The following is a 21,198-nucleotide window of genomic DNA, read 5'->3' as shown; positions in this document are numbered from 1 at the left end:
ATTATTCATCTTCGGTATCTAGACCAAATTTCTTTAAGCGATAACGTAAGGAACGAAAGGACATTCCCAGTTTTTTAGCTGCTAAAGTCCGATTCCAATGAGTGATATTGAGCGCATCTAATAAAATCTGCTTTTCTATATTTTCTAAATGTTGTTCCAAACCTTCTTGGGGCAGACCCGGTCTGCTTAGCGCCTGTACATCCAGTGCGACGTTTTGGACTGGAGTCATCGGTTTAGCCAGCGGAATAGTCAAACTACGCGTATTTGAGCCTTGTAGGTGCTCAATGTCGATTTTTTCGCTGTCACATAAGGTCAGCGCACGTTCCATGATGTTGCGTAACTCGCGTACATTGCCAGGAAAGTTTTGCTGTAATAAGAAATTTTGTGCAGCAGGGCTAAGTAATTTGGCTGAAATGTGCCATTCTTGACTAATTTTTTCAATAAAATGCTTGGCCAACAATAAAATATCATCACCACGTTCACGTAAGGGCGGCAAATATAAATCCATGACATGAATACGGAAAAATAGATCTTGTCTAAATTGACCTTGTTGGACTAATTGTTCTAAATTTTGATGAGTAGCACTAATGATACGGAAATCGACGTCTATTTCTTGATCAGAACCAATTGGACGAATCTTCTTTTCTTGTACGGCACGCAGTAATTTAACCTGCATGGTCAGTGGTAATTCTGCCAATTCATCTAAAAATAAGCTGCCCCCATGAGCGGCTTGAATCAGACCTTGTTTATCTTGATTGGCACCAGTAAAGCTGCCTTTTTTATGCCCAAATAATTCGCTTTCCATCAATTCAGTTGGAATCGCACCACAGTTAATGGCCACAAAAGGGCCTTGGCTCCGGTTGCTGAGTTTATGAACTAAATTGGCCACCACTTCTTTGCCTGTACCCGATTCACCATGAATAAACACAGGTGCTTGCGAGCGAGCAATTTTTTGAATTGTTTGACGTAAACTTTGAATCGCAGCCGAATGCCCAATCAGCATTTGTTCTTCAATCAGTTGTTGTTTAGGCAAATCTGCAGCTTGAGGGGGCTGATTGAGCGCTTGATTGAGCAATTGTTGTAATTGAACCTGATTGACAGGCTTACTGACAAAATCAAAGGCACCCGCCTTAAGCGCTGCAATGGCAATATCCATATTGCCATAGGCACTCAGTACCGCCACAGGTAGCTGTGGATAATGCTTAGAAATATAGGAAACTAACTCTAAACCAGAACCATCTGGCATATTTAAATCGGTTAAGCAGGCATCATAGGGCTGCTGTTGTAACATGTGACGTGCTTGGTTAACACCATGTGCAATATGACAGTCAATTCCCATACGATTTAAGCTCATTTGCATCAGCATGCAAAGATCTTCTTCATCATCAACAAATAAAATAAGTGGTTTTACATCCACTGTGATACCCCAATTCAATTAAGTGTGATTGACGCGTAAGCATTCAATACGAAAGCATGCCCCTTGTTGTTGTTCTACATAGTACAGCTTAGCCTGATTGGCCTCACAAAAACTATGGGATAGATATAGTCCTAAGCCAGTTCCATTAATTTCTGTACTAAAAAATGGCTGAAATAGGGAGGCAATATCACTGCTTGCTACGCCTACACCAAAGTCGCGAACTTCAATGCGTACGTGATTATGCTGAGTATAGACTTCCAATTCAATGTTATTGTGGCTTGATTGATTATGATGTAAGGCATTACGCACTAAGTTGATTAAAACTTGACGAAATTGGTCTTCATTGAAATATATGGTGACCGATTTCTCAATATTGTAGCTAATTTTTGTGACTGAGTTAGCAAAATTCTCATTTAAGCAAATGGGGATAAACTCTTCTAAAGCGATCACAACAGCTTTGGTGTCACGGTTACGCACCATACTTAAGGTATCTTCAATAATCCGATTAATACGCTGAGCTTGTTTATGAATTAAAGTGCTGAGCATGGCTTGTTGTGTAGCATCACTCTCACGACTGAGTTCATTGGCTTGTACAATGGCTGCCAAAGGATTGCGAATCTCATGCGCGATACTGGCAGATAATTGACCGAGTGCTGCGAGTTTTAACTGTTGTACACGTTGGTTAATGGTACGAGCATCTTCAAGCACCAATAAAGTTAAAGTTTGATTGGGAATACGCAGTTTTTGAACCCGAATCTGGAGTTGATACAAACTTTGTTTGGCTTCAAATTGAAACTTCTCACCTTCGACCAAGCACTCCAAATGTAGAACATCAAATAATTCTGGTTGTACACTGTATAAGGGGTGCTTTTCAAAGGCATGTATGGGTGAAATACCTAAAAAATCACAGGCCGCAGGGGTGGTGAGTACCACATGGTAGTTTTCATCGACCACCAAATAACCGTGTTCAATTTGGTCCAAAATATAGCTACTGATGTCTTGTAAGCGACGTAATTCTTGTGCCTGACTTAAATTCACATTTTCTAAAACTTCAAAGCGTCGAATGGCAAACTGACCTAAGGCATAAACACAAAAAAATAAGATCGCTAATAAGGCGCTATTACTAATATTATTAATTGAAGTGCTTAAATCAAACAATGAACCAATAAAGTGCTGATAGACCACACAAATTACTGCTACCAACGTGACAGTTAGCGCCTTATGCCGTTCGAGTAGCAACGATGCAGTAAAAATGGTCATGACAAACATCATACTGACTTGCAAATTAGCGCCCTCACTGGCAAAGCTTAAGCTGGTGAGAATAGCAATATCAACAATAAATAAGGCCAACAGCTGATAGCTGGCAGCAATATGCGCATGGCGCAACATGAGCCATTGCCCAGCACTCAATAAAAAGTATAGAAATAAAATAAACAGATGTGAGTTGGCATACGACACTGACATCGCATCGCTATAATGACCCAGCGAGGCAATTAACAGCAAACTAAAGGCAATAAGAAAGCGATAGGACGCATACCAGCGTCCTAAGTGATAGCGATTAAGTTGTTTACCGTTGGCCATTAAGGTTTGATTAGACCATAACGAATCGCGAGATGCGTGAGCTTGACATCACTGTCTAAGCCGAGTTTCTCAAAAATACGGTAGCGATAAGTATTGACCGTTTTAACGCTAACAAACAATTTGTCTGCAATTTCTTGGGCACTAATACAATTGACCACCATCATCGCCACTTGCATTTCACGTTCTGATAACGCATCAAAAGGTGATTGCTGGTTGTCTGATAAATACGAGCTCGCCAATTGCTCAGCAATATCAGCACTAAAGTATTTACCGCCTTGCATAACTTTTTTAATGGCGCGAACCATCTCAGACACAGGTGCACCTTTGGTGATATAACCCTTAGCACCTGCTTTAAGCAGTAAAGATGGGTAAGGCTCTTCTGCTAAACCACTGACAGCCAATACTTTTGTGTCAGGTGCACTTTGCAATAGGCGGCGTGTGGTTTCGACACCACCAATGCCTGGCATATTCACATCTAACAACACCACATTGGGGTGATGTTGACGGACTAAGTTGATCGCCTCTTCACCAGATTCTGCCTGCCCAATCACTTGTACATCAAGATGGTCTTCGAGCATGCGGCAGATGCCGGTGCGAACTAACTCATGATCATCTACTACAAGAACTGTGATCACTGGCTTCTCCCTCTGAATGATTTTTCATCTTTTTTGTTACATAACGCAAAATAAGCTTGCAATGAAACGACAAAATTAGCAATCCTATCCGCATTCAAGACCCAAGTGATAGGCAGAATGTGACAGTCTAATGATTGTACGTTTTGTAGGTTGCTGTAAATGTAAGGCATATTTGAGGTAATACGCAAATGTATCTTACCTCCCTGAGACGAGTAAGTGATTGTGAAAAAATTTAACAAATCGTTAATACATGTGTTGAGCCTGTCTGTGCTGCTTGGCATGAGTTCGACCAGTTTTGCAGAACTGATCTTAAACTCCTCCTCGGGGAGCACACCACCACAAGCCAGCTTAGCGTGGTCATCAGAACAAGCCAGTCAATTATTAAATGATGATGAGCCATCGCCACAAGGTTCAGTAACAGCAACCACCACGTTACGTGCACCTGTTGAAACGGCCAAAGCTACAGTCACCACTACTGTACGGACGGTCGATGGTGTCGTCACGGCAGCGGAAAATAAAAAGACGGTCCAAATTTTAGATACCAACCGTTATAGCAATCAACCTTCAGTCAATGCACGTGCTGCCTTGGTCATGGATGCCAATACCGGTGAAGTGCTATACAGTAAAAATACCAATGCGGCTTTACCGATTGCCTCAGTCACTAAACTAATGACTGCAGTCGTAACAGCAGATGCTCGCTTAAATATGAATGAAACCATTACTCTGCAATCAATTGATTTTGCAGGCGCGGGTGGTAAAAACTCAAGTTCAACCTTACGTGTCGGCGATAAAATGAATCGTGCCGAAGCGTTGTTGTTTGCTTTAATGAAATCAGAGAACCCTGCTGCTGCCGCTTTAGCGCGTACTTATCCGGGGGGTAAGACAGCATTTGTGGCAGCCATGAATACTAAAGCCAAAGAATTAGGAATGCACAATAGCCATTTTGTGGAATCAACTGGTTTACATCCTGCTAACGTGGCATCTGCACGTGATTTAGGTGTGTTGGTCAGCACAGCCTCACAATATGGTTTAATTCGTCAATTTTCCACTACACCAAGCTATGACTTTAATTTAGGTTATCGTGTGCTTAAATCCAATAATACCAACGGTTTAGTACGTAATGGTGGCTATAACATTAATTTATCTAAAACAGGCTTTATTAATGAAGCAGGCCGCTGTGTGGTGATGCACACAACACTTAATAATCGTCCTGTGGCGGTGGTAATTTTAGGTGCTAGCAACACCCAAGCACGTAATAACGATGCTATTCGTCTAATGAACTGGACCAGTAGCTTACCTAAAGCGATCTAAGCTTAGTTTTCGTCTAGGCATAAAAAAAGCCCTGCAAATGCAGGGCTTTTATTTTCAACTATGCATTACATATTTGAAAGAATTGAATCGCGAACTTGATCTAAAGTTGCGTCAATTGACAGCATTACTGCATCAGAACATTGTTTGATGGCTGTGTCAGGGTCTTTGAGACCGTTACCTGTTACGGTACATACAATCACAGAACCTTCAGCAATTTTACCGGCTTTAATGTCACGGATTGCACCGCCAATTGAAGCTGCAGAAGCAGGCTCAACAAAGACACCTTCGTACATTGAAAGTAGGCGCTGAGCTTCTAAAATTTCAGCATCAGTCAGTTCATCAAACCAACCTTTAGAGTCACGTACTACCGCTTTGGCGTGGTTCCAGCTTTGTGGATTACCAATACGGATTGCAGTTGCAACAGTTTCAGGATTTTCAACTGGTGCGCCGCGTAAGAATGGGGCTGCGCCTGAAGCTTGGTAACCGACCATTACAGGTAAACCTTCAGGTTTTGGACCTGTGAACGCATCAGTTGCAGGGTCATACACCACTTGCTCGAATTGTTCTTTCGGTTGGTTTGCAACTGCTTCGGTATAACCCATCCAGTGTGCAGTGATGTTACCTGCGTTACCTACAGGTAAGCAGTGGTAATCAGGTGCGCGGCCCAATTCATCTACGATTTCGTAAGCGATGGTCTTTTGACCTTGTAGACGGTATGGGTTGATTGAGTTAACAATCGTCACAGGAGCTTTATCAGCGATTTCTTTAACAAGACGCATACCATCGTCAAAGTTACCGCGGATTTGCATGGTGATTGCACCATACATCATGGCTTGCGCCATTTTACCCATGGCAATTTTGCCTTCTGGGATTAAAACGAACGCTTTCATACCTGCACGTGCAGCATAAGCCGCTGCAGCAGCAGACGTGTTACCCGTAGAGGCACAGATAATGGCTTTAGAGCCTTCCTCTGCAGCTTTGGTCACGGCCATGGTCATACCACGGTCTTTAAATGAACCAGTCGGGTTTAAGCCTTCATACTTCACATAAATTTCAACATTTTTGCCAATAATGCGCGGAATATTCGCAAGCTTGATCAGTGGCGTGTTCCCTTCACCGAGTGATACGGCTGGGGTAGTTGCAGACACTGGTAAACGGTCGCGATAGCGGTCAACTAAACCAGTATAACGATTGGCATTCGACATGATGATGTTCCAATTGTGTGTAGAGCTTGGCAAGGGGAGAGTTTCCCCCTGACCCGATTAATTATCAAGCGATTCTAAACGAATTCGTACAATTTCGCCATGAATGACTGGAAGTGCTTGAATTTGCTTTAACGCTTCATCCATTTTCGCTTCTTTCACAGGGTCTGTGAGGATCACGATCGGGATGAGATCTTTTAAACGTGATTGTTGCATAATGGCATCAATACTAATGCCATTACGACTTAAAATCGTGGTGACTTCAGCAAGAACGCCTGTTTGATCTTCGGCATTGATGCGGATGTAATATCCAGTCGTCATTTCTTCGCGTGGCAAGATGGTTAAGTCACTTAAACTTTCAAATGCCAATTGTGGAATTGTGCCTGCGCCATCTTCTGTATAAGAAATATCACGCACGATGTCGACCACGTCAGCGACCACAGCCGATGCTGTAGGACCTGCACCTGCGCCTGCGCCATAGTACAGCGTTGGACCTACTGCATTGGCTTGAACCAAGACCGCATTTTTCACGCCATTTACATTGGCAATCAATTGTTCTTCAGGAATCAGCGTTGGATGGACACGCAGCTCAATACCGGTTTCAGCACGACGCGCAATCCCTAAGTGTTTAATACGGAAGCCTAAGTCCTCAGCATATTTAACGTCTTGTGCGGTAATTTTGCTAATGCCTTCGGTAAAGACTTTGTCAAACTGCAGTGGAATACCAAATGCAATTGAGGCCAGTAAAGTGAGCTTATGTGCAGCATCAATACCTTCAACGTCAAAAGTTGGATCCGCCTCGGCATAACCTAAAGCCTGCGCTTCAGCCAATACGTCTTCAAAAGCACGGCCTTTTTCACGCATTTCAGTCAGGATAAAGTTACCTGTACCGTTAATAATGCCCGCCAACCAATCAATTTTGTTGGCAGCCAAACCTTCACGCATCACTTTAATAATTGGAATACCGCCAGCCACTGCTGCTTCATAAGCAATTTGCACGTGGTTGTCATCAGCAAGTTTAAATAGTTCGTTACCGTGTTCAGCAAGCAAGGCTTTGTTGGCTGTGACCACTTGTTTGCCATGCAAGATGGCTTCTTTAATAATTTCGTAAGCAGGGTGAATACCACCCATCACTTCAACCACCACATCAACATCAGGTTGACGTACGATATCAAGTAGATCTGCGCTTTGTTTTACTGATTCATCAAGAGTTAAATCAGGACGAGGACGACGTGTACCTACATGAGTAATTTGAATTTCACGACCGGTGCGACGTCTAATCTCAGCAGCATTTTCTTGTAATAGTTTAAGGGCACCACCACCCACAGTACCTAGACCGAGGATTGCCAGACGAACTGGTTTCACGTCACACTCCATATTTACCAATTTTAAGTGAGCCTAGATCATAGCTAAAAAAAACAGGATACTCTAGCATCCTGTTAACTTTATCTACATGCATAAAAAACAGTAATTTATGTCATAAGAATTAGTTATCTAAACGGCTGACTAATTCCTCTGGCGTTAAGTAGCCACCTAGGTAAACACCTTCGCTATTGTAGATCGCTGGCGTACCATTAACTCCCATTGCTAGCCCCATGTCATATTGGGCTTTGACTGGATTTTGACAGCTTGCAGGAGGCAATTGCTCACCGGCAATGGCACGATCAAATGCCTCTTGACGATTGTCGCTACACCATACGCTTTGCATGGCTGGCATAAATTGCTCACCACGTGGCCAAGCGATATAACGCACTTCAATGCCTTTGGCATTGATTTCATCCATATGCTCATGCAATTTGTGGCAATACGGGCAACTAATGTCGGTAAACACGTAAAGTACATGTTTGGTTTTGCCTTTGGCAGGATAAACAATTAGATCTTCAGTTTTCAAATTGCTTAATAATTTTTTGCTGGCTTCAGCTTGCAAAGACTCACTGACGTTGTGCAAGGTTTTATCGCCTAAGCGAATCACATCGCCTTGGATAATATATTTGCCATCGGCTGTGGCATAGACTGAGCCCATACCTTCTAAGCTGACCCAAACTAAGTTGGGTACTTCAGTGGCCTTAATTTCTAGCACTTTGGCGTTAATGTTGGCAGTTTTAAAATGTTGCTCTAAGGTTTTGATTAAACGTTGCTCAGCATTACGTTCAATCAGATTTGATGCTTCACCAGTCGCTGGGGTACTTGCAGTTAGAGTTGTTTGCTTAGCTTCGTTATTAGAATTAGAGCAAGCGCTTAAGCCAAAACTTAAGCTTAAAGTACAGGCTAAAAATAATTTGGCGCGGGTAAAAGACATCATTAACCCTTTTAGATGACAAATAAAGAGCGCACAGCATAACAAAAAATGTGCGTCACGCTAAATTTTTTGCGCTTAACCGCGTGGATGATGAGTCGCATGTAGGTGTTGCAATCGAACTTGTGCCACATGGGTATAAATCTGTGTGGTGGATAAATCACTGTGTCCAAGTAGCATTTGTACCACACGTAAGTCCGCACCATGATTGAGTAAATGGGTGGCAAAGGCATGTCTGAGCGTATGCGGTGACAGTTCTGCTTGAATACCCGCAGCGAGTGCATAACGTTTAATGGCATACCAAAAATTTTGCCGACTCATAATCCCGCCTTGTTGAGTTAAAAAGACAAAGTCAGTAGCGGTGCGATAAAGTTTAGGCCGGGCCTCGCTTAAGTATTTTTCTACCCATTGGCATGCCTGTTGCCCTAGTGGCACCAAGCGCTCTTTGTTGCCTTTACCGAGCACGCGCAAATAACCTTGATTTAGGTTGATTAAATCCAAACGTAAATTGAGTAACTCAGAGACGCGTAAACCTGAAGCATAAAGGACCTCTAACATGGCACGATCACGTAAACCCAAAGCAGTATTGATGTTAGGTGCTTGAATCAAGGCATCGACATCTTGTTCAGAGAGATCTTTGGGTAAGTTACGCCCAATTTTAGGGGTTTTATGGTTGGCAACAGGATTATCGCTACGTAATTTTTGTTCGCGTAAAAATTTAAAAAAAGAACGCAGTGCTGATAAGGTACGTGCAATTGAACGTGGGCTTTTACCTTGTTGAGTTAAAGCGAGTAAAACCGTTTGAATATCGTCACTGTTCCACTCAGGCAGGGTTTTGGTATGTAAATCAGCAATCTTAATCAAATCAGATAAATAAGCGTTACGCGTATGTGGACTGACCGTCTGTGCAATTAAATTGTCACGAAAACCCTGTAAAAAGGAAAGTTTTGTGGGAATTTGTAGCGCAGCTGGAATACGCGGTTTCTTATTTAGCATATTGTTTTAACCCGAGTTTTGATTTGAGAAATATCATTGATCAAATCCAAGTTGCAAGCAAACCTTATTTGTTAATTATTCTCATTTGTTTGTATAATGTGCAAAAGTATTTAGGATTCAATCGTGCGTTTGTCTGAGTTGAAAGTGAAGCAAACTGCCGTCATACGCAAAGTGCATCGTACTTTGGATGGCAGCAGCCAAAGCGATATCGTCGCGAGTCGTTTAGAAATCTTGGGTTTTATTCCGGGTACAAAAGTTCAAGTCATTACCAAAGGTGTTTTTGGTGGTGATCCAATTTTAATTCAAATTGGTTTTACCCGCTTCGCACTGCGTAAAGTTGAAGCCGCAAAGATTGAGATTGAAGGAGCTGCCGCATGAGTGATGCGCTACGTATTGCCCTTGTTGGTAACCCAAACTGCGGTAAAACCTCGCTGTTTAACCATTTAACAGGTACACGACAAAAAGTCGGTAACTATGCTGGTGTCACGGTTGAACGTAAAGTGGGTAATTTTACCTTGCCTTCTGGTCAAGCAGTTCGTGTTTTGGACTTACCTGGTACCTATAGCTTAGATGCCACGAGTCCTGATGAAGAAGTTACGCGTAATGTCGTAATGGGCAGTTTAAGTGAAGAGCGCGATCAAGATGCCTTTTTATGTGTGGTGGATGCCACTAACTTAAAACTGCATCTAGGTTTAGTGTTAGAGATGATCGAACTGGGTCGTCCAATGCTGATTGTACTGAACATGATGGATGAAGCACGCCGCCGTGGCATGCAAATTAACACCCAAAAACTGTCACAACGTTTAGGCGTGCCAGTGGTGGAAAGTGTAGCAGTGCGTGAATCTGGTATTGAAAACTTAAAGCACGCGCTCGATCAAGCCAAATATGCTGAGCCAAATACTGAACTGACCGGTTTAAAAGGTGATCATCATCAAAGAGTCGAACAGCTGATCACCGATGTCATTGTCTATGCTGAGCAAGATGATCAACGTTCTGATTTTCTGGATAAAATTTTCTTACATCCAGTACTTGGCTTAGTCAGCCTTGCGGTGATGATGTTTGTGATTTTCCAAGCGGTATTTGCTTGGGCAGCGCCATTTATGGATGGTATTGACGCTTTATTTGGTTGGCTAGGTGAAGTCATTGGTGCGAATATTGCGCATCCAATGCTGAATAGTTTAGTGGTCGATGGGATTATTGCCGGCGCAGGTGGGGTCGTGATTTTCCTCCCACAAATTTTAATTCTGTTCTTCTTTATTTTGGTCTTAGAAGAATCAGGTTACTTACCGCGTGCGGCGTTCTTACTGGATAAATTGATGTATAAAGCCGGTCTGTCAGGGCGTGCCTTTATTCCATTATTATCTAGCTTTGCCTGTGCAATTCCGGGCATTATGGCATCACGTACCATTAGCGATCCGCGTGACCGGTTAACCACGATTTTTGTGGCACCGCTGATGACCTGTTCAGCACGTTTACCAGTGTATGCACTGTTGATTGCTGCCTTTATCCCTGCACAAACGGTATGGGGCATCTTTAACTTACAAGGTTTGGTGCTGTTTGCTTTGTATATGGCGGGAATTGTCAGCGCATTGATGGTTTCGTTTGTGTTGAAGTTTTTCCAAAAAGACAAATCACAACATATGCTGTTAATGGAATTACCAAGCTATCGTTTACCAGATTTAAAGAACATTTGGATTGGTCTATTAGATCGTGCCAAGATCTTCTTAAAACGTGTCGGCGGTATCATCTTCGCTTTATCTATTTTGCTTTGGTTCTTATGTACGTTCCCACAAGCACCAGATGGCGCGACCTTACCTGATATCGACTATTCCTTTGCGGGTATGCTCGGTCATTTGATGCAACCGATTTTTGCGCCACTTGGTTTTAACTGGCAGATTTGTATTGCCTTAATTCCTGCTATGGCCGCACGTGAAGTGGTGGTTGCTGCACTGGGTACAGTATATGCCTTATCGGCTGTTGATGAAGATGCCATGTCAGAAGGCTTAGCTTCTTTAATCAGTAGTGGTGGTGACTTAGGTTGGTCATTGGCAACTGGTTTGTCTTTACTGGTTTGGTTTATCTATGCGCCACATTGTTTAGCAACTTTAGCCACAGTCAAACGTGAAACAGGTTCATGGAAAACGGTTGGCTTTATGACAGTGTATCTATTTGGTTTAGCTTATTTGATGTCGTTCTTAACCTATCAAATTGCTTCAAAAATCTTTGCTTAAACAATAGGAGCTTAAAAGATGGTGGAAGGTTTAATTATTGCTGTATTGGTACTGTGGAGTACATTGGTGGTATTTAAAAAGGTGTTTCCAAAGACATCTTTTAAGTTCTTTTTAAGCCTCGCCAATGTGGCAGAAAAACAAGGTTTGCCGCGTTTAGCCAAATGGTTAAAACCGGCTATGCCAGCAGGTTGTGGTGGGAGCTGTGGCTGTTCTACCAATGATGAGGCAGAAACCAAAAAGCCTGCTGTACAAGCAGTCAAATGGAAGTAACGACCAAGATGAAAAAGCCGCTCAATTGAGCGGCTTTTTTACGCCCAGACACAAAAAAAGCTGAAACAGCAAAAGCCAAAGTGCTAACATTTTGCCAGTTTAAAAACCAAGATAAGAGATGGGACAAATGTTAATACAACGTGGTGGACTAAAAGTTGTTGCAGGGCTAGGTATTTCGGGTGTTGCAGCGGTGAATTTCTTGCATGAAAAAGGCTACCGCGTTGCCGTAACCGACTCTCGCGCCAATCCGCCAGGCAGTGACCAAATTCCAGAAGAGGTACAAACCAGCTTTGGCAAGTTTGATGCAGAACTTTTATTGTCAGCAGAAGAAATTATTATTAGTCCGGGGCTTGATCCAAAACTACATGAAATTCAAGCAGCTATGGCCAAAGGTATTCCAGTTGTCAGTGAGATTCAAATCTTACGCCGTGCCACAGATAAACCCATTGTTGCGATTACTGGTTCTAATGCCAAAAGTACCGTGACTACATTGTTTGGTTTAATGGCACAAGATGCAGGCAAAAAAGTCGCAGTGGGCGGTAACTTAGGTCGTCCAGCTTTAGATTTAACCAAAGATGATCCTGAGCTGTATGTTCTAGAGCTCTCGAGTTTTCAATTAGAAACCACTTCTAATTTAAATGCTGAAGTTGCCGTTGTGCTTAATATGAGTGAAGATCATCTTGATCGTCATGGCGATATGATGGGCTATCACACTGCAAAACACCGCATTTTCCAAGGTGTGAAAAAAGTGGTGTTTAACCGTGATGATTCATTAACGCGTCCATTAGTACCAGATAGCACAACAATGCAAAGCTTTGGCTTAAATGCACCTGATTTGAATCAATATGGTGTGTTACGTGAAGACAACGGCAGCATGTGGCTCGCGCGTGGTCGTGAACGTTTAATTCAAAGTTCTGAGCTGTATATTCAAGGCACACATAATATTGCCAATGCTTTAGCTTGTTTAGCATTAGGCGAAGCGATGGGTTTACCGCTTGAATCTATGCTAGAGACTTTAAAAACCTTTAAAGGTTTAGAGCATCGCTGTGAGTTTGTGCAAGAAATCAATGGCGTGCGTTATTACAACGATTCTAAAGGGACCAATATTGGCGCAACTTTGGCGGCACTTGATGGTCTAGGTGCAGCGATTGAGCCACAAGGCGGCAAAGTGGCAATTATCTTAGGTGGTCAAGGTAAAGGGCAGGATTTCAATGCACTACGTGATGCTTTAAGCAAATATGCCAAAGTTGCGGTATTGATGGGTCAAGATCGTCAGTTGATTGAAATAGCCATTCAAGGCACGACCGAACTTGTCAACGTGGATACTTTAGAACAAGCAGTACAAGTCTGTCAGCAACATACCAAGCCAAATGATGTGGTGTTACTTTCACCTGCCTGTGCAAGTTTGGATATGTTTAAGAGCTATGGCCAACGTGGTCAGGCATTTGTTGCGTGCGTTGCTGCACTGCCACAAGCACAATAAAAAAGGAAATCGCTATGGTGGGCTTTGCTCAGACAACCATTGCCAAAATACAACAATGTTATGATCAGATTGCACCAAAAGTGCCTGAGCAAATTACGGTACGTAATACTTTAATTTTCTGTGTCTTAGCTTTGCTGTGTATTGGTTCGATTATGGTCGCATCGGCATCTATGCCCTATGCCGACCGTTTACATGAAAATCCATTTCATTATGTGATGCGCCACGGAATTTCTATTGTGGTGGCTGCAGTCGCAGCCCTGTTGGCTTACCGTGTGCCGCTTGAAATGTGGTTTAAAAATGCCTTTAGCATTTGGATTGCCACCATTTTGCTACTGGGCGCAGTTTTGGTGGTCGGAACCGAAGTGAATGGTTCAACCCGTTGGATTCGGGTAGCAGGTTTTACTTTGCAAGCCACTGAAGTCGCCAAAGTTGCCATGGCGATCTTTACCGCAGACTATGTGGTACGCCGTTCAGAAGAAGTGAGAAGTAAAATATCAGGCCTGTTTCGTTTAGGCGTGGTGATGCTGCTCACCGTGGGCTTTATTATTTTAGAGCCAGACTTGGGCGCAACTGTGGTAATTGCCTTAATGATGCTTGGTGTTTTCTTCTTAGCAGGTGCGCCAATTATTCAATTCGCGGTGGCTTTTGTAGTGATTTTATTGGCCTTTGTGGCATTAATCCTATTTGAGCCATATCGTTTTGAACGTCTGATGTCATTTACCAATCCGTGGGATGATCAGTTAGGTGTAGGCTATCAGCTGTCAAATGCCTTAATGGCCTTTGGTCGTGGTGAGTTTTTTGGTGTAGGTTTAGGGCATAGTATGCAAAAAATGTCTTATCTACCAGAAGCGCACACTGACTTTATGCTAGCGATTTTTGCCGAAGAATTTGGCTTCTTTGGCTTTGCGGTTTTAATGTGCTTAAGTTTTACTATGTTGGCGTGCTGTATCAAGATTGCTCATCGTGCCTTACGTAACCAGTACTTACGTGCTGGCTATCTGGTGTATGGCGTGGCGATTATTTTCTTGCTACAGATTTTAGTAAACGCTGGTATGAACATGGGTTTACTACCGACCAAAGGTTTAACCTTGCCATTTATTAGTTATGGTGGTTCATCTTTAATTATGTGTGCGGTGATGATCAGCTTAGTTCTTAAAGTTGAAAGCCAAACACAGGGCATTAACCCAAGTCGAGAAGAGTCGAGCTTCTAATCAAACGGACCCTTTTGCTGAGCATGTTGTAAGACATTGCTCGGCATCTCGGTGCCGCAGTTTAAACATTTTACAAAAGCAGCTTTGGCTTTAGACAGTGGAATAAGCGGAATAAAAAATAAAGAAAAATAGTTGCGCTGTTGTCTAAGTTCATAGGATGTATGTGTGCGACAGACAGGACAAACAAACATATTTTTTTCAACAACTTTGGTTTTAGGCCCAACACCAAAAATAAAAAACATCGTCTTCCCCTCATGGTTTTTAACTAGCTTAACCTAGAAGATGGCTTTATAGGTAATGACCTTGTAACTCAATTTGATGCGGAATACGGCTCACATCCCATTGTGCAATGGCTTGCGCTAACATGACTTGTGGATGATCCACATCAACGTGGGGCTGTTTAAGTGCCTGAATGGCTTGTTGTAACAGTTGAGGTGCTTGATTGATCTCTAGTGCTTGAGCCAAATTTTGTTTAGACAGCTTTTGACCTTGATCATTCATCGCAAGCGGCAAATGCATATAATCTAAACGCGGATAACCGAGTAATCCACCAAGATAAATCTGACGTTCGGTGTTATCGAGTAAATCTGCACCGCGCACCACATGGGTCACACCTTGCAAATAATCATCCACCACCACGGCCAATTGATAATTAATAATGCCATCACGGCGCTTTAATACAAAATCACCTAAATCGGTTTTGAGCTTCGAGCAATGTTGACCTTGTAAGCGGTCTTCAAAGCAGATGGTGACATCTGCAACTTTTAAACGAATTGCTTGATGGGCAAAGGGGAGCTGTAAATTGCGGCAGGTATCTTGATAAATATGATTAGAACCGAGCATCTTACGGGTGCATTGGCAGGCATAGACTAAGTCTTTGGCGTGTAGATCAGCCAAAACACTTTCGTAAATATCCAAACGGTCTTTTTGAAAGATGATCTGATCATCAGGCTCAAAGCCAAAGGCATCAATGCAACGCAAAATATGCGCTTCACTGCCGAGATAAATCCGCGGAATGTCGGTGTCTTCAATGCGCACTAACCAACGACCATTTTGGCTACGTGCATCGCAATAGGTGGCCACAGCGGTGAGCAGTGAACCAAAATGCAAAGGGCCGGTTGGCGAGGGCGCAAACCGGCCGACATAAGCCATCCTGTTATCCCCCTCCTTGACTAAAGAAGGGGTGAGGGGAGGATTATTGAATAACATGCTTAACCGTTATTTTGCTTTTCTTTAATCTCAGCTAAAGTTTTGCAATCAATACACAAAGTTGCAGTTGGACGTGCTTCTAAACGACGTAAACCGATTTCAATACCACAAGTTTCACAGAAACCGTAATCATCGTTTTTAATCGCTTCAATCGATTGCTCAATTTTACGAATCAATTTACGTTCACGGTCACGCGTACGTAATTCAATCGCAAATTCTTCTTCTTGCGTTGCACGGTCGTTAACGTCAGGGAGGGCAGTGTTTTCGTCTTGCATGGTGTTTAAGGTACGATCCACTTCAGACATTAACTCAGCTTTCCAAGCCAATAAAATTTGACGGAAATGCTCAAGCTGTCCTTCCGACATGTATTCTTCATTTTTCTTAGGCTGATAAGGCTCGATACCAAATAGGCTAGCAGTAGAACCACCTTCAGTTGCCTTTGGCTTGGTCTTACGTACACGTTTTACAACGTCGGTTTGTTCGTCTAAGACTTGATTTTGGTTGTCATTCGCCATATAGGGCATTCCTCATCATATGTATGTAATTCGATACACACAAAAAAATATGGTGATATGCGATGTTGTTATCCACCCCAAATCGCGTTGTGCTGTTCGGGGGTCGTCATCATATAGACTTTTTCTGTATTTTAATAGTCTTTGATGCTTGGATTCGAAGTATCACGTGTCCATCGGAAGCCATAACTTAAAACAAAAAAATGAAAATGAAAAGTTAATAACCTGAAATTTCAACATTAATATTCTGTTGTAAATGTGTAAGTCGATGTACCTCTGTGTGAAAGCTACCATCACTTCTTAACTGTAAGACTCTGTAACCAGGCGCTTCGTTCCCAAGCGCAAAATCCTCACTTTTTGGTTTAAATTGCACACAAGTTGAAGGGGTTGAAAAAAAAGCAATGTGTTGCCATGTTTGGCATGATTCTTGATGCACATGTCCAAATAACACCAGCTTAACGTTGTTATGTCGGCCTAATAGGTCGGTTAAGGCTTCAGTGTTTTTTAGTTTGTGCTGATCAATCCAGTGTGATTGCATCGCAAAAGGATGATGATGACATGCAATGACAATATATTGCTCAGGGCGCGCAGCCAAAATCTGTTCAAGTTGCTGTAATTGCTGAGAGTCTACCCAACCATCGACTTGATTGGGTACTGCACTATTGAGTAGCACCAAGCTCCAAGCACCAAGTTCAATCACATGTGCACTATTTTGTTGCTGATAAAATGGGAAGCAGGCCACATCATCATGGTTGCCGGGTACATGAAAATAAGGAATATTTAAACGTTGTACATGCTGCACATAACGTTGATAGGTTTTAGTACAAGCTTCTTGAGCCAAATCACCCGTATGTAGTAAGGCGTTTGCTTCAGGATAATGCTGTTGAATATCTGCCAATACACTTAAAAGATTTTGTTCAGGATTGATGCTGACAAAATCTGTCGCAGCATCCGCCATTAAATGGGTGTCAGAAATATGTACTAATGTTAACTCAGTCATTACAGATGCTGTATTCATATCTGCCCCTCTTAGACATTCATTAGGGTTTTAATATGTTGTTGCAACCATTGCAATGCCATAATGACTGGCGCATTTTTTAAGCGACCAGTGGTGAGTAAGGGCGTGACATCTGAGTAATTAAAAACGTGTAATTGAATGTTTTCGCCTTCATCAGGCATACCAAAAATCGAGCCATTTTCAGGTAATTCTGCCTGCGCTACATATAAATGGAACAATTCGGAGCATGCACCAGCGGAAGGATAAAAGCTAAATAGATGTTGTAGGTCAAATAGACTGCAACCCGCTTCTTCTAAAGCTTCACGGTATAAACAGTCTTCTGGTTGTTCTTGAGCATCTAATACGCCAGCAATAATTTCCAATTGCCAAGGGGAATGGGCATCATCGAGTGCACCGACACGGAATTGTTCGATCAAGGCAAATTGTGCGCGTGCATCATTATAAATCAGTACGCCTGCTGCTTCAGGGCGATGAATGAGTTCGCGCTGTAAGGTTTTACTATAGTGATCTTGTCCAAACAGACGATGACGTAGACTGACTTTTTCAACCTGAATAAAGCCGCGAAAAACGTGTTCACGATTTTCAATTTTGACTTCGTTTTTAAGATAGGTGGCCTGTTTAATAATATTCATAGTTACAGTCAGGATGAAGTAAAGTCTTACTTCATCCTAACTGAGATTAAACAACAGGCAAAATGCTTTTTATAACTTGTGGTATATTTTTTGTCCATGTTCTATAAAGCGATCTTGCATCTGTTTTAAACCCGCAGCAATTTGTTGATTTTCTGCATAATCCCTCACATTTTGACTAATTTTCATGGAGCAAAATTTAGGACCACACATAGAGCAAAAGTGTGCAGATTTATGTGCATCTTTGGGTAAGGTTTCATCATGCATACTGCGCGCAGTATCAGGGTCTAAACTTAAGTTAAATTGATCTTCCCAGCGGAATTCAAAACGTGCTTTAGATAGGGCATTGTCACGCGCTTGCGCCCCTGGATGACCCTTGGCAAGATCGGCAGCATGTGCAGCAATTTTGTAGGTAATGATCCCATCTTTAACGTCTTTTTTATTGGGCAGACCTAAATGTTCTTTGGGGGTGACATAGCACAGCATCGCCGTGCCATACCAACCAATCATGGCCGCACCAATGGCTGAGGTAATATGGTCATAGCCTGGGGCAATATCTGTGGTAAGCGGGCCTAAAGTATAAAAAGGAGCTTCACCACAGACTTCAAGTTGTAAGTCCATATTTTCTTTAATCATATGCATAGGCACATGCCCCGGACCTTCAATCATGACTTGTACATCATGTTGCCAAGCACGATGCGTGAGTTCACCTAGCGTTTTTAGTTCTGCAAATTGGGCTTCATCGTTGGCATCTTGAATAGAACCTGGACGTAAGCCATCGCCCAAACTAAATGAAACATCATAGGCTTTCATGATCTCGCAGATTTCATCAAAATGGGTGTATAAAAAGTTTTCTTGATGATGTGCTAAACACCACTGTGCCATGATCGAACCACCACGTGAGACTATACCCGTTAAGCGATTGGCGGTTAACGGCACATAACGCAATAACACCCCTGCATGAATAGTAAAGTAATCTACGCCTTGTTCGGCTTGTTCAATTAGGGTGTCTTTAAAAATCTCCCATGTTAAATCTTCTGCCACACCATTAACCTTTTCTAAGGCTTGATAGATGGGTACAGTACCCACTGGCACAGGGGAATTGCGAATGATCCACTCGCGGGTTTCATGGATATTTTTACCCGTTGATAAATCCATGATGGTATCCGCGCCCCAACGGGTTGCCCATGTCATTTTAGCCACTTCATCGTGAATATTAGACCCCAGTGCTGAATTACCGATATTGGCGTTAATTTTGACTAAAAAATTACGCCCAATAATCATGGGTTCACATTCAGGGTGGTTAATATTGGCAGGAATAATGGCGCGTCCTGCGGCCACTTCTTGACGTACAAACTCAGGGGTAATTTCGGTTAAGTTTTTAGCACCAAAATTTTGTCCTGCATGTTGACGCAGATCTGTGCCTGCATGTTGGCGCTGATTTTCGCGAATGGCGATATATTCCATTTCTGGGGTAATGATGCCTTGTTTGGCATAGTGCATTTGGGTCACGTTATGACCAGACTTAGCACGGCGCGGCTTTTGTAGATGACGAAAGCGAATCTCAGCAGTGCTAATGTCACGTAAGCGTGCTTGACCAAAACGAGAGCTTAATTGCTCTAACACCTCGGTATCATGCCTTTGCTTAAGCCATGCCTCGCGTATATTGGGTAAGCCTTGGTTTAAGTCAATTTTAATGGTGGAGTCGGTATATGCTCCAGAAGTGTCATAAACCAAAAGTGGGGGATTATCTTCGCCACCTAAATTGGTTGGTGTGCTGCTGAGCTGAATTTCGCGCATCGGCACTTGAATATCAGGGCGTGAACCTTGGATATAGATTTTTTTAGAGGCAGGTAAGATACGGTGAAGGTCTTGAGCGTCTTGCTCATGTTGCGCAATGAGCGCGTCTTGAAGATTCGTTAATGGGTTCATGTCCATGATCCTTTGCAATATCAACGAATCAAGCACGACCAAAAACGTGGCAGATATATCCCAAAGATGGGGCATATCAAAAAGGCATAAGTTTTTAGTGGCTTGATTCCTACGCAGGTATTAACCTGATCAGGTTCAACGGTACTTTGGATTAAATGTAAAATTACATTGACCAAATCTCAGCGAGTCAGTTACTCGCGCTCCGTCAAGCGACTTGCAGTGTAACAGGACTAAAAAAACAACACTAATAGTGTTAATGTCTAAATACACACCGCATCTAAGAAACAATTTTTACCGCGCTGTAAATTTACTGGCACTAAATCCAGTTCATCTGTAAGTGCTGCAACAGCGGCTTGATGTTCTTGTTCCAAACTGCTGTGGCTCAGTTCAAAATCACGCTCAATAAAGTTTAAAAATTTCGTGGCTTGTGTGGCAAGAGTCGCATTTGATTGTCGGCTAATATATTGAATTGCCGCGAGACTCTGTGGGTCGATACTGTCAATCCCTTTATAACTATTGGAGACTTGATCACTTTGGGTGCCAGTAAATAACAACTGACTATAAGCGCGATATAAATACTGAGCGTCGTTTTTATAGCGACTATTTGGATAGCTGGCAAGATAGCTTTCCCAAAATAAAGCCCGCTCGGCCACAACCAAAGGCTCAACTTCTAGACTGTGTTGATTAAATAAAGGCTGACTATTTTGATTGGCTAAGGCTTGAATAAAGCTCTGTTCAGCTTCAGGTAAATACGGTGCAAAGATACGTGCTAAATACTGTGGACTGCGACGATAACCGACATAGCCATCGCTCAAAGTAATTAATTCAACGTAGGCTTGACCTTGATGCTTGACTAAATACTGGTCACGGACGCTCATTTGATCAAAATACTGTTGATGGAGTGTGGGATGTGTACCCGCACCATTTACATACTGCTCAAAAGCGTGTTGCTGGGCAGGTGTACGCTCAACCAGTAAAAAATTCTCGTACATATGTTGTGAAATGTCGAGTAAATCTAACTGTTGTTGAGTGGTCATAAGCGGCAGACAAACTTTGAGATTTTGATTAATTTCCTGTAACGCGAGCACTGTACGTTGATGATCTACCTGCTGCATATCTTGGGTTAGATTATCACATAGTGTATTGAGATCTTTTTCTGGTTTGGTGCTGTGAGCTAACGGTGCTGAGTCTGGAATTACGGGTTTTTCTGAAGGTTGGCAAGCGCTAAAGCTAAGTGCACACAACACTGGTAAGAATAACCTTGT

The 21,198-nt window shown here is 42.5% G+C and carries 20 protein-coding genes and 1 riboswitch; of the genes, 6 read left to right on the top strand and 14 right to left on the bottom strand.

Annotated elements, in window-relative coordinates:
* Position 1 precedes the first annotated feature (1 nt).
* The 3 genes from AC5YCD_RS11275 to gacA form a co-directional block, all read right to left on the bottom strand.
* Positions 2–1,366: a sigma-54-dependent transcriptional regulator gene (locus AC5YCD_RS11275; RefSeq protein ID WP_496130160.1), complete on the bottom strand. Its 1,365-nt coding sequence runs from the start codon at positions 1,364–1,366 to the stop codon at positions 2–4.
* 69 nt (positions 1,367–1,435) lie between these two features.
* The gene (locus AC5YCD_RS11270; RefSeq protein WP_496130115.1) at positions 1,436–2,998 is read right to left on the bottom strand and encodes a two-component system sensor histidine kinase NtrB; all 1,563 of its coding nucleotides are present in this window, start codon (positions 2,996–2,998) and stop codon (positions 1,436–1,438) included.
* Entirely contained in the window at positions 2,998–3,633 is a 636-nt protein-coding gene (gene gacA, locus AC5YCD_RS11265; RefSeq protein ID WP_496130114.1) for a response regulator transcription factor GacA, read from the bottom strand. The genes AC5YCD_RS11270 and gacA overlap by 1 nt, the downstream gene beginning before the upstream one ends.
* Positions 3,634–3,855: 222 nt before the next feature.
* Here gacA and AC5YCD_RS11260 point away from each other — a divergent pair, with 222 nt between their 5' ends.
* Positions 3,856–4,944 carry a serine hydrolase family protein gene (locus tag AC5YCD_RS11260; RefSeq protein WP_496130113.1) on the top strand — a complete coding sequence of 363 codons (1,089 nt, stop codon included), beginning with the start codon at positions 3,856–3,858 and terminating at the stop codon, positions 4,942–4,944.
* Positions 4,945–5,009: 65 nt separating this feature from the next.
* Here AC5YCD_RS11260 and thrC read toward each other — a convergent pair whose 3' ends face one another.
* From thrC to xerD, 4 genes are all read right to left on the bottom strand, one after another.
* On the bottom strand, positions 5,010–6,149 hold the full coding sequence (gene thrC / locus AC5YCD_RS11255) for a threonine synthase (RefSeq protein WP_496130112.1): 1,140 nt from the start codon (positions 6,147–6,149) through the stop codon (positions 5,010–5,012).
* 57 nt (positions 6,150–6,206) lie between these two features.
* Positions 6,207–7,511 (bottom strand): homoserine dehydrogenase, encoded by a 1,305-nt coding sequence (locus AC5YCD_RS11250; protein WP_496130111.1) that lies wholly within the window; start codon positions 7,509–7,511, stop codon positions 6,207–6,209.
* Between the two features lie 121 nt (positions 7,512–7,632).
* On the bottom strand, positions 7,633–8,445 hold the full coding sequence (locus AC5YCD_RS11245) for a DsbC family protein (protein ID WP_496130110.1): 813 nt from the start codon (positions 8,443–8,445) through the stop codon (positions 7,633–7,635).
* A 75-nt stretch (positions 8,446–8,520) separates the two neighbouring features.
* Positions 8,521–9,438 (bottom strand): site-specific tyrosine recombinase XerD, encoded by a 918-nt coding sequence (gene xerD / locus AC5YCD_RS11240; RefSeq protein WP_496130109.1) that lies wholly within the window; start codon positions 9,436–9,438, stop codon positions 8,521–8,523.
* Positions 9,439–9,561: 123 nt separating this feature from the next.
* On the opposite strand from xerD, the gene AC5YCD_RS11235 reads away from it, so the two are divergent.
* From AC5YCD_RS11235 to ftsW, 5 genes are all read left to right on the top strand, one after another.
* On the top strand, positions 9,562–9,816 hold the full coding sequence (locus AC5YCD_RS11235; RefSeq protein WP_496130108.1) for a FeoA family protein: 255 nt from the start codon (positions 9,562–9,564) through the stop codon (positions 9,814–9,816).
* Positions 9,813–11,669, top strand: a complete 1,857-nt coding sequence (gene feoB, locus AC5YCD_RS11230; RefSeq protein WP_496130107.1) for a ferrous iron transporter B — start codon at positions 9,813–9,815, stop codon at positions 11,667–11,669. The genes AC5YCD_RS11235 and feoB overlap by 4 nt, the downstream gene beginning before the upstream one ends.
* Positions 11,670–11,687: 18 nt before the next feature.
* On the top strand, positions 11,688–11,939 hold the full coding sequence (locus AC5YCD_RS11225) for a DUF6587 family protein (protein ID WP_496130106.1): 252 nt from the start codon (positions 11,688–11,690) through the stop codon (positions 11,937–11,939).
* Between the two features lie 127 nt (positions 11,940–12,066).
* The gene (gene murD / locus AC5YCD_RS11220; RefSeq protein WP_496130105.1) at positions 12,067–13,422 is read left to right on the top strand and encodes a UDP-N-acetylmuramoyl-L-alanine--D-glutamate ligase; all 1,356 of its coding nucleotides are present in this window, start codon (positions 12,067–12,069) and stop codon (positions 13,420–13,422) included.
* Between the two features lie 14 nt (positions 13,423–13,436).
* Positions 13,437–14,633: a putative lipid II flippase FtsW gene (gene ftsW, locus AC5YCD_RS11215; RefSeq protein ID WP_496130104.1), complete on the top strand. Its 1,197-nt coding sequence runs from the start codon at positions 13,437–13,439 to the stop codon at positions 14,631–14,633.
* Here the strand turns inward: ftsW and AC5YCD_RS11210 are convergent.
* The 7 genes from AC5YCD_RS11210 to AC5YCD_RS11180 form a co-directional block, all read right to left on the bottom strand.
* Complete coding sequence (locus tag AC5YCD_RS11210) at positions 14,630–14,875, bottom strand: zinc ribbon domain-containing protein (RefSeq protein ID WP_496130103.1); 246 nt, start codon at positions 14,873–14,875, stop codon at positions 14,630–14,632. The two genes, ftsW and AC5YCD_RS11210, sit on opposite strands and share 4 nt — an antisense overlap.
* Before the next feature lie 46 nt (positions 14,876–14,921).
* Positions 14,922–15,785: a tRNA glutamyl-Q(34) synthetase GluQRS gene (gluQRS, locus tag AC5YCD_RS11205; RefSeq protein WP_496130102.1), complete on the bottom strand. Its 864-nt coding sequence runs from the start codon at positions 15,783–15,785 to the stop codon at positions 14,922–14,924.
* 59 nt (positions 15,786–15,844) lie between these two features.
* Complete coding sequence (gene dksA / locus AC5YCD_RS11200; protein ID WP_122900402.1) at positions 15,845–16,357, bottom strand: RNA polymerase-binding protein DksA; 513 nt, start codon at positions 16,355–16,357, stop codon at positions 15,845–15,847.
* 214 nt (positions 16,358–16,571) lie between these two features.
* Positions 16,572–17,372 (bottom strand): 3',5'-cyclic-AMP phosphodiesterase, encoded by an 801-nt coding sequence (gene cpdA / locus AC5YCD_RS11195; protein WP_496130101.1) that lies wholly within the window; start codon positions 17,370–17,372, stop codon positions 16,572–16,574.
* Between the two features lie 11 nt (positions 17,373–17,383).
* Positions 17,384–18,004, bottom strand: a complete 621-nt coding sequence (locus AC5YCD_RS11190; protein ID WP_496130100.1) for an NUDIX domain-containing protein — start codon at positions 18,002–18,004, stop codon at positions 17,384–17,386.
* Positions 18,005–18,073: 69 nt separating this feature from the next.
* Positions 18,074–19,933 carry a phosphomethylpyrimidine synthase ThiC gene (thiC, locus tag AC5YCD_RS11185; RefSeq protein ID WP_496130099.1) on the bottom strand — a complete coding sequence of 620 codons (1,860 nt, stop codon included), beginning with the start codon at positions 19,931–19,933 and terminating at the stop codon, positions 18,074–18,076.
* An 89-nt stretch (positions 19,934–20,022) separates the two neighbouring features.
* A riboswitch (TPP riboswitch) is annotated at positions 20,023–20,148 on the bottom strand.
* A 45-nt stretch (positions 20,149–20,193) separates the two neighbouring features.
* Positions 20,194–21,180 carry a hypothetical protein gene (locus tag AC5YCD_RS11180; protein ID WP_496130098.1) on the bottom strand — a complete coding sequence of 329 codons (987 nt, stop codon included), beginning with the start codon at positions 21,178–21,180 and terminating at the stop codon, positions 20,194–20,196.
* Positions 21,181–21,198 lie beyond the last annotated feature (18 nt).

It is taken from the genome of Acinetobacter sp. CY05 (genome assembly GCF_059515805.1).
This window is presented reverse-complemented; position numbering and strand designations above follow the sequence as displayed.